Here is a 9,702-nt window from a genome sequence, read left to right on the forward strand (position 1 = left end):
CCGCGCCCTCGCCGACGATCGTCTCGTGCTTGTCGTACGGGTACTCGGGGTACAGGTCCGCGATCTGCTTCGCCGTGAGCCTGCTGGTCATCAGCCGGCGGCTCCTCGGGCACCGCCTCCTGGGGGTGGGCGGTCCACAAGGCGGCCACCGGTCTCGCCGTCCGGCTCGCCACGCACCGCGGGCCGCTGCCCGCCGAGGGGATCACGGTGCGCGCCGACACGTCGGAGGAGACCGGCGCGGAGTCCCCGTACTCCCGGCACGCCTTCGGCGCCCACTTCGCCGAGACCGCCGTCGACTCGGTCACCGGCGAGATCCGGGTGCGCCGGCTGCTCGGCGTCTACGCCGCCGGACGCATCCTCAACTCCCGTACCGCGCGCTCCCAGTTCATCGGAGGCATGGTCATGGGCATTGGGATGGCGCTCACCGAGGGCAGCACCCTGGACCCGGTGTACGGCGACTTCACCGAGAGCGACCTCGCCGCTTACCACGTACCGGCCAACGCCGACGTGCCGGCCGTCGAGGCGCACTGGATCGACGAGGACGACCCCCACCTCAACCCGATGGGCAGCAAGGGCATCGGCGAGATCGGCATCGTCGGCACCGCCGCCGCCATCGGCAACGCCGTCCGCCACGCCACCGGCGCGCGGCTGACCGAACTGCCGCTCACCCCGGACAAGGTCCTGCCGTACCTGCCCTGAGCGCCGCCGAGGGGCTCCGTACCCCGTGGGAGCCGCTTCCACCAGCGGCGATGGGCCAACTGTTGCGCACCCGGGCCGGCGGCGTCACTCTGAGGAGTGACACAGAAGTGATGGCCGCTCACGCTTCGTGCTCAGGGGCCGTCGGTGATTCCACGACGGAGACGCACGTGGGCCTCGCGGTGAGGAGCCCCGACGATGACCGTTCCACTCGACCGGCACTATCTGGTCGAACTGCAGGTGTCGGCAGAACGCGTTTCCCAGCTGCGGCGCATCGTCGCGGCGCACCTGCGGCACTGGAGTCTCGAACTGCACGTCCGCCCGGTCTGCCGGGCGTTGGAGGAACTCCTGACCAACGTCCACCGGCACGTCGGCGGCGACAACGAGTGCGTCATCGAGCTCCGCTGGACCGGCCGCCATCTGACGGTGGCCGTGGCCGACAACGGCGAGGGTATGCCGAGACTGCTCACCACCGGCGGCGGACTGAGCCGGGTCATGGCGCTCAGCGACAGCTGGGGCACCTGCCGGACGGACGACGGCAAAGTCGTCTGGTTCACCCGCTACGCCGAGGTGCCGCGTCCGACCGGCCTGCTGCCCCGCGGGCCGCTGGACGGAACACCCGAGTTCCGTCCGCTGCCTTGCGCGGCTCCCGCCTGACCGTTCCGTTCCCCCTGCCCGGCCGTTCCGGATCGCGTGCCCCCGGCGCGCATGATCCGCGACGGCCGGGTAGGTGCTGCGTCGGGGCCCGCGTTGCGCCGGGCGCGAAGGCGCGGGACGGTCGAAGAACCCAGGCAAGGAGGCCACACCCATGCCCATCGCGACGGTCAACCCCGCGAACGGCGAAACGCTGAAGACGTACGACGCGATCGGCGCCGAGGAGATCGAACGGCGGATCGCCACCGCGTACGACACCTTCCGCACCTACCGCACCACAGGATTCGCCGAGCGGGCCGCCCTGCTGGAGAAGGCCGCCGACCTGCTGGACACGGACCGCGACGCCATCGCCCGCACGATGACCCTCGAAATGGGCAAGCCGCTCGCGGCGGCCCGCGCCGAAGCGGCCAAATGCGCCAAGGCCATGCGCTGGTACGCGGCCAACGCCGAGCGGCTGCTGGCCGACGAACACCCTGCCGACGACGACGTCGAGGACTCCGGAGCCAGCCGCGCCCGGGTGCACTACCGGCCGCTCGGTGTCGTCCTCGCGGTGATGCCGTGGAACTTCCCGCTCTGGCAGGTGGTCCGTTTCGCGGCGCCCGCACTGATGGCGGGCAACGTCGGGCTCCTCAAGCACGCGTCGAACGTCCCGCAGACCGCCCTCTACCTCGGCGACCTGTTCCGCCGGGCCGGCTTTCCCACCGGTGCCTTCCAGACGCTCCTGATCGGCTCCGGCGCCGTCGAGGCCGTCCTGCGCGACGACCGGGTGGCAGCCGCCACCCTCACCGGCAGCGAGCCCGCGGGCCGCTCCGTCGCCGCGACCGCCGGGGACACGGTGAAGAAGACCGTCCTCGAACTCGGCGGCAGCGACCCCTACCTCGTCATGCCCTCCGCCGACATCGAACGGGCCGCGAAGACCGCCGTCACCGCCCGGGTCCAGAACAACGGCCAGTCCTGCATCGCCGCCAAGCGGTTCATCGTCCACACCGACGTGTACGACGCCTTCGCCGAACGCTTCACCGCCGCCATGGACGCCCTCACCGTCGGCGACCCACTCCTGGAGTCCACCGATGTCGGCCCGCTCTCCACCGAGCAGGGCCGCGCCGACCTGGAGGAACTCGTGGACGACGCCCTCGGCAGGGGAGCGGAGGCCCTCTGCGGCGGCGGACGGCCCGCAGGCCTCGGCGGAGAACTGGAACAGGGCTGGTTCTACGCGCCCACCGTCCTGGCGGGCATCACCCCGCAGATGCGGATCCACCGCGAGGAGACCTTCGGACCGGTGGCCACCCTCTACCGGGTCTCCGGACTCGAAGAGGCCCTGGAGATCGCCAACGACACCCCCTTCGGCCTCAGTTCCAACGTCTGGACCCGGGACCCGGACGAGATGGAGGCTTGCGTCCGCGACCTGGAGGCCGGCGGTGTCTTCTTCAACGGCATGACCGCCTCCCACCCCGCACTGCCCTTCGGCGGGGTGAAGCGCTCCGGCTACGGCCGGGAGCTCGCCGGCCACGGCATCCGGGAGTTCTGCAACGCGACCACCGTCTGGTACGGCCCCACGGGGGACGACGGGGCGTGACCCCGCCCGCCGCTGCCCGCCCCGTACTCCGCCCGCACCGTACCCGCCCGCCGCCGGCCGGCGTCATGTCCGACTCCCAGGAGGAGAACCCTCGTGACCACCAGCAACGCCGGGCAGCCGGCACCCTCCGACGCCCCGCCCGGTTCCACCGCGCCCGGCTCCACCACACTCGGTGACGCGGAACTCGCCGCCCTGGACGCTCACTGGCGGGCCGCCAACTACCTCGCGGCGGGGCAGATCTACCTCATGGCGAACCCGCTGCTGGAGCAGCCACTCGCCCGCGAGCACATCAAGCCGAGGCTGCTGGGCCACTGGGGCACCTCACCCGGGCTCAACCTCGTCCACACCCACCTCAACCGGGTGATCAAGGCGAGGAACCAGCCGACGCTCTGCGTCTGGGGACCCGGACACGGCGGCCCCGCCGTACTCGCCAACTCCTGGCTGGAGGGCAGCTACTCCGAGACGTACCCCGACATCAGCAGGGACGCCGAAGGCATGGGGGCGCTGTTCAAGCAGTTCTCCTTCCCCGGCGGAGTACCGAGCCACGTGGCGCCTGAGACACCCGGCTCCATCCACGAGGGCGGCGAGCTGGGCTACGCCCTCGCCCACGCCTACGGCGCCGCCCTCGACCACCCCGGCCTGCTCGTCGCCTGTGTCATCGGCGACGGAGAGGCCGAGACCGGCCCCCTCGCGGCCTCCTGGCACTCCAACAAGTTCCTCGACCCGGTGCACGACGGAGCCGTCCTGCCGATCCTCCACCTCAACGGCTACAAGATCGCCAACCCGACGGTGCTCGCCCGCCTCCCCGAGGACGAACTCGACCAGCTGTTGCGCGGATACGGCCACGACCCCCTCCACGTGAGCGGCGACGACCCCGAGGACGTCCACCGCGCGCTGGCTGCCGCGCTGGACGCGGCGGTGGACCGGATCGGCGAGATCCAGCGCGCCGCACGGGGCGGACGGTCCACCGAGCGGCCCCGGTGGCCGATGATCGTCCTGCGTACGCCCAAGGGCTGGACCGGTCCGGCCGAGGTCGACGGGCTGCCCGTCGAAGGAACCTGGCGCGCCCATCAGGTCCCGCTCTCCGGGGTCCGCGACAACCCCGAGCACCTGCGGCAACTGGAGGCATGGCTGCGTTCCTACCGGCCCGAGGAACTCTTCGACGACGCCGGTCGCCCCACCGCCCAAGTGCTCGCGGCGATCCCCGAAGGCGACCTCCGGCTCGGCGCGACCCCGTACGCCAACGGCGGACTGCTGCTGCGCGATCTGCCGGTGCCCCCGCTGGACGACCACGCCGTCACCGTCGACAAGCCCGGCGCCTCGTCCCACGAACCCACCCGGGCGCTCGGCCGACTTCTCGAAGGCGTCATGGAGGCGACCTCGGAGCGCCGGGACTTCCGGCTCGTCGGCCCGGACGAGACCGCGTCCAACCGGCTCGACGCCGTGTACGGCGCGACCGGCAAGGGCTGGCAGGGGAAGATCCTCCCGACCGACGAACACCTCGCCCGGGACGGCCGGGTCATGGAGATCCTCTCCGAACACCTCTGCCAGGGCTGGCTGGAGGGCTATCTGCTCACCGGGCGCCACGGGCTCTTCTCCAGCTACGAGGCGTTCGCCCACATCGTCGACTCGATGGTCAACCAGCACATCAAATGGCTGCGCACCTCGCGACGGCTGCCCTGGCGCCGTCCCGTCGCCTCGCTCAACTACCTGCTCAGCTCGCACGTGTGGCGACAGGACCACAACGGCTTCTCCCATCAGGACCCCGGATTCGTCGACCACATCCTCAACAAGAGCCCCGAAGTCGTGCGCGTCTACCTGCCGCCGGACACCAACACCCTGCTCTCCACCGCCGACCACGTGCTGCGCAGCCGCGACTACGTCAACGTGGTCGTCTGCGGCAAGCAGCCGACCTTCGACTGGCTGACCATGGACCAGGCGCGCGTCCACTGCGCCCGCGGCGCCGGGGTGTGGGAGTGGGCGGGCACCGAGGACGGCAGCCGCGAACCCGACGTGGTACTGGCCTGCGCGGGGGACGTCCCCACCCTGGAGACCATGGCCGCCGCCGACCTGCTCCGGCGCCATCTGCCCGACCTCGCCGTACGCGTGGTGAACGTCGTGGACATGACCCGGCTGCTGCCGCACGGCGAACACCCGCACGGCATGCCCGACAACGAGTACGACGCGCTCTTCACCCGGGACAAGCCGGTCATCTTCGCCTACCACGGCTATCCCTGGCTGATCCACCGCCTCGCCTACCGCCGGGCCGGCCACGCCAACCTCCACGTGCGCGGCTACAAGGAGGAGGGCACGACCACCACCCCCTTCGACATGGTGGTCCGCAACGACCTCGACCGCTACCGGCTCGTCATGGACGTGGTCGACCGGGTGCCCGGACTCGGTGTCCGCGCGGTCGCCGTACGCCAAGCCATGGCCGACGCGCGGACCCGTCACCACGCCTACATCCGTGAATTCGGCGAGGACATGCCCGAGGTGGCCGATTGGACCTGGACCGGCTGATCCGGCGCATGCCCGCCGGGGCCGCCCGCACGCCGGGGCGGCCCCGGCCCGCTCTCCTCACGCCGTACGCGATGAGCGATCATGGCCGGGCCGAACGCTTGCCCCAAGGAGAGCCGAACCGATGACACTGCGCTGCGCCGTACTCGACGACTACCAGTCCGTCGCCACCACGGCCGCCGACTGGTCCCCGCTGGCCGGCCGGGTGGACGTCGTCGCCTTCCCGGAGCACTTCGCCACCGACGACGAACTCGCGGCGGCGCTGGCGGACTTCGACATCGTGGTGACCCTGCGCGAACGCGTCCCCTTCCCGGCCGGCCTGCTCGACCGGCTGCCGCGCCTGCGTCTCCTCGTCGCCTCCGGCATGCGCAACACCGTCATCGACCACGAGGCCGCCGCGCGCAACGGAGTCACCGTGTGCGGCACCGCCAGCTCCTTCGCCCCGCCGGTGGAGCTCACCTGGGCCCTGCTGCTGGGCCTCGCCCGCGGCATCGTCCCGGAGGCCACCGCGCTGCGCACCGGCGGACCCTGGCAGTCGACCGTCGGCGCCGACCTGCACGGGCGGCGCCTGGGCCTGCTCGGGCTCGGCCGGATCGGCAGCCGGGTTGCCGCGGTCGGGCTCGCCTTCGGCATGGACGTGACCGCCTGGAGCCCGAACCTCACCGCCGAGCGGGCGGCGGAGGTGGGCACCGGACTCGCCGCCTCCAAGGAGGAGCTCCTCGCCACCAGCGACTTCGTCTCCGTCCACCTGGCGCTGGGCGACCGCAGCCGGGGCCTGATCGGCGCCCGGGAGCTGGCGCTGATGGGCCCGGACGCCTACCTCGTCAACACCTCCAGAGCCGCCATCGTCGACCAGGACGCCCTGCTCGCGGCCCTGCACGACGGCGCCATCGCGGGCGCCGCCGTCGACGTCTTCGACACCGAGCCCCTCCCGGCGGACCATCCGATGCGCACCGCACCCCGCCTGTTGGCCACCCCGCACCTGGGATACGTCTCCCGCGCCAACTACGCGCGCTACTACGGCGATGCGGTCGAGGACATCGAGGCGTACCTCGCGGGCGAACCGGTCCGGCTCCTGGAGGCGTGAACCGGACCGGTGGATCGCGGGGCGGACTCAGTAGCGCAGCACCGCCGCGATCCCGTGGTGCTCGTTCAGGGTGTCGTCCGGGAGGAACACGACCTCGGCTCCGCTGTCCAGGGCGGCTTCGACGATTTCGTCCACCACGTCCTCGCGCACCGTCGTGTCGCCCGGTGCAACCTCCTCGTCGCCCACCGGGACGAGGTGCCCCTCGGTCAACCGCACGGTCTTCTGGAAGTGCTCCTCCACCACGACCAGCCCGGCGCGTCCCTCCTGCACGGCGGTCCACACCTCGTCCAGCCCGCCCGCGAAGGTCTTGGCCCCGCGCGCGCCGTCCAGCCGGGCGCGCACCTCGGCGCCACGGCGTTCCGCGTGCTCCTCCATCGCCGTACCGAGTTCAGCCAGCAGGGCGGCCGGCGTGATGTCGGCCGGCGCCCCCTTGGCGACCCGGCCGACGGCCGCGTGGGCGCCCTCGCCGGCGTTGTCCAGCAGCGCGAGCGCGGGCGGCAGCCCGACCAGGTACAGGGGGCGTGGGTCGGCGGCGAGCACGGCGCGCAGTCTCTCGTCGGCGGTACGGAAGAACTGGCGGGTCTCCTCGTCGGTGTACGTGCTCGGGGTGTCGCCGATCCGCTCCATCCGCTGCGGGTTGGGTGCCTCGCTGGGGGCGGTCAGCGGGAAACCGCCCTTCTCCTCCAGATGCACGGAGTCCGCCGTGCCGCTCCAGAGGGCCGCGTGGTCGGCGGCGATGGTCAGCGCCCAGTACGGCTGCGACTGCGCCTTGGCGGCGACCAGGTTGCGGGTCAGATAGGTGTCGCTCAGCACCACCCGCTCCGGAGCGGTACGCGGCAGCTGCCAGATCTGGTACTCCTCCGTGCTCACCAGGAGCACCAGGGACTCCAGGGCCCGGAGCGGGTCCACCTCGTCGACCGCCCGGTCCAGCTGCGCCCGAAGGGCGATGGCTGTGGCGCGCGACACCTGCGGATCGGCGTCGATGCGGCCGGCGGCCTCGGCAACCAGATTGCGCAGCCGGAGGGCGTCCTGGGCGCTGTCCTGAGTGCGTCGGTGGTGTGTGGGCATCGTCAGGGACAGGACCGGATAGGTGCGGGTCGCCCGCAATTCCTTGAGCACTCCGGTGGTCAGGGCGTCCGTGTCCATCGTTCCCTCCCAGGGGTTCGATTCCGGTGGAGGGCCGGCGCGGTGTGCCGCGGGGCCCGGGCCGTTCCCCGCTCCTGGTGACGGAAGGCCCGACGAGTCAATTCATACCTTTTCATCCTAATATGGGCCAATTAGTAGGTATCGCGCTCGTGCTCGGGAGGCAGCGGTATGTCCACCCTCACCGTGTGGAAGTTCCGGACGGCGGACGCCGCGGAGAACGTGGAGGCGTCGCTCACGTCCCTGCAGAAGGAGGGGCTGATCAGAATCATCGACGCGGCCGTCGTCAGCTGGCCCGCCGACCGGGCGAAGCCCCGCACCCGACAGCTCCGCAGTCTGGTCGGCGCCGGGGCCCTCGGCGGCACCTTCTGGGGAATGCTCTTCGGGCTGCTCTTCCTGATGCCGCTGCTCGGAGCGGCCATCGGCGCCGCGGCCGGGGCGCTGGGCGGCAAGCTCGCCGACGTGGGGATCGACGACGACTTCATCGACGAGGTCAAGGGGCAGGTCACGCCCGGGACTTCCGCGCTCTTCCTGCTCACCGTGGACGAGGTCACCGACCGCATCGGGGCCGCGCTCCCCGGCGGTGGTGCCGAGCTGCTCCACAGCAACCTGGACGCAGCGAGCGAGGAGAGGCTCCGCAGCGTCTTCGCCGAGGACGTCGAGGACGCCGAGGCGGGCAGCAGCGGCGCCGGAGGCCCCGGAGCCACCGACGGGGACAGGTGAGTCCGGCCGGCGCGGAGCAGCCCGGAGCGCGGTTCGCGTCCGGCGTGCCGTCCGGGCCACCGTTTCCCTCGGACGGCGCCGGACCGGGAGCCGCCGGTGCGGTGACCGTCGCCCTCGGCGAATTGCGGGCGCGGTTCGCGGGGATGCGGCAGGGCGAAGTGGCCTCCTACATTCCCGAGTTGACCCGGGCCGACCCGGACGCCTTCGGGCTCGCCCTGGTCAGCATGGACGGTCACGTCTACAGCGCCGGCGAGGCGCGTACCCCCTTCACCGTGCAGTCCGTCTCCAAGCCGTTCGTCTACGCCCTGGCGCTGGCCGAGCTGGGGCTGGACGAAGTGTCGGCCTGGGTCGGGTCGGAGCCCAGCGGTGAGGCGTTCAACGCCATCAACCTGGAGCGCGGAACCGGCCGGCCGGCCAACGCCATGGTCAACGCGGGCGCCCTGGTCGCCTCCTCGCTGGTCCCCGACACCCCGGAACACCCTCGGTTCGAGCGCATCCTGACGTTCCTGGGCCGGTTCGCGGGAAGGGCCCTGGACGTCGACGAGGCGGTGTACCGCTCCGAGTCCGCGACCGGTGACCGCAACCGGGCGCTCGCCTACCTCGTCCGCAGTGCCGGAGGGCTCCCCGTCGATCCGGTCACCGCCACCGGGACGTACTTCCGGCAGTGCGCGGTACGGGTGACCGCCGTGGACCTCGCGGTCATGGCGGCCACCCTGGCGCACGGCGGTGTCAACCCGGTGACCGAGGACCGGGTCGTGTCCGAGGAGGTCGCGGCCCAGGTGCTGGCCGTCATGGCCACCTGCGGGATGTACGACGCGTCGGGGGAGTGGCTGCTGCGCGTGGGGCTGCCGGCCAAGAGCGGGGTCTCGGGCGGGCTGATCGCCGCCGGTCCCGCACGGTTCGGGCTCGCCGCCTACAGCCCGCCGCTCGACGCCGCGGGGACCCCGGTGCGCGGGCGGGCCGCCTTCGCCGCCCTCTCCGAACGCCTCGGACTCCATCTGATGCTCAACCCCGCGCTGCCCGGTTCCACCGTCACGCTCGTCACCACCGGCGAGGACCCGCCGCCCGGCAGTGGCCCGGGGGAGGCGGGGCGGGTGGCGGTCGTGGCCGCTCAGGGGTCGCTGGACTTCACCGCCGCCGAGCGGGTGCTGTACGGACTCGACGAGGCCGGCTCCGGTGGTGCCCCCTCCGTGGTGCTGGATCTGCGTCAGGTGAACGGGATCGAGCCGGTGGCGTACGCGATGCTCCGGCAGGGACTGGCCCGGCTGGAGCGGGCGGGGCACCACGTGGCCCTGGTCGATCCGGC

The 9,702-nt window shown here is 72.2% G+C and carries 7 protein-coding genes and 1 pseudogene; 7 read left to right on the forward strand and 1 reads right to left on the reverse strand.

The annotated features are described in order from the left end of the window. Positions 1-93 precede the first annotated feature (93 nt). From ACWD3D_RS27635 to ACWD3D_RS27655, 5 genes and pseudogenes are all read left to right on the forward strand, one after another. Positions 94-699: pseudogene (locus ACWD3D_RS27635) on the forward strand (xanthine dehydrogenase family protein molybdopterin-binding subunit); the annotation flags it as partial. 195 nt (positions 700-894) lie between these two features. Then, positions 895-1,353, forward strand: coding sequence for an ATP-binding protein (locus tag ACWD3D_RS27640; RefSeq protein ID WP_451463501.1), 459 nt, complete (start codon positions 895-897; stop codon positions 1,351-1,353). Between the two features lie 151 nt (positions 1,354-1,504). Further along, on the forward strand, positions 1,505-2,926 hold the full coding sequence (locus tag ACWD3D_RS27645; protein WP_451463502.1) for an NADP-dependent succinic semialdehyde dehydrogenase: 1,422 nt from the start codon (positions 1,505-1,507) through the stop codon (positions 2,924-2,926). A gap of 93 nt (positions 2,927-3,019) precedes the next feature. Further along, positions 3,020-5,446, forward strand: coding sequence for a phosphoketolase family protein (locus ACWD3D_RS27650; protein WP_451463503.1), 2,427 nt, complete (start codon positions 3,020-3,022; stop codon positions 5,444-5,446). 121 nt (positions 5,447-5,567) lie between these two features. Beyond that, positions 5,568-6,530 (forward strand): D-2-hydroxyacid dehydrogenase family protein, encoded by a 963-nt coding sequence (locus ACWD3D_RS27655; RefSeq protein WP_451463504.1) that lies wholly within the window; start codon positions 5,568-5,570, stop codon positions 6,528-6,530. A gap of 27 nt (positions 6,531-6,557) precedes the next feature. Here ACWD3D_RS27655 and ACWD3D_RS27660 read toward each other — a convergent pair whose 3' ends face one another. Further along, entirely contained in the window at positions 6,558-7,676 is a 1,119-nt protein-coding gene (locus ACWD3D_RS27660) for a baeRF3 domain-containing protein (protein ID WP_451463505.1), read from the reverse strand. Positions 7,677-7,844: 168 nt separating this feature from the next. On the opposite strand from ACWD3D_RS27660, the gene ACWD3D_RS27665 reads away from it, so the two are divergent. Continuing rightward, entirely contained in the window at positions 7,845-8,396 is a 552-nt protein-coding gene (locus tag ACWD3D_RS27665) for a DUF1269 domain-containing protein (RefSeq protein ID WP_451463506.1), read from the forward strand. A gap of 143 nt (positions 8,397-8,539) precedes the next feature. Further along, on the forward strand, positions 8,540-9,702 hold a 1,163-nt coding region (gene glsA, locus ACWD3D_RS27670), incomplete at its 3' end, for a glutaminase A (RefSeq protein ID WP_451463507.1).

The organism is Streptomyces sp. NPDC002690 (assembly GCF_053592415.1).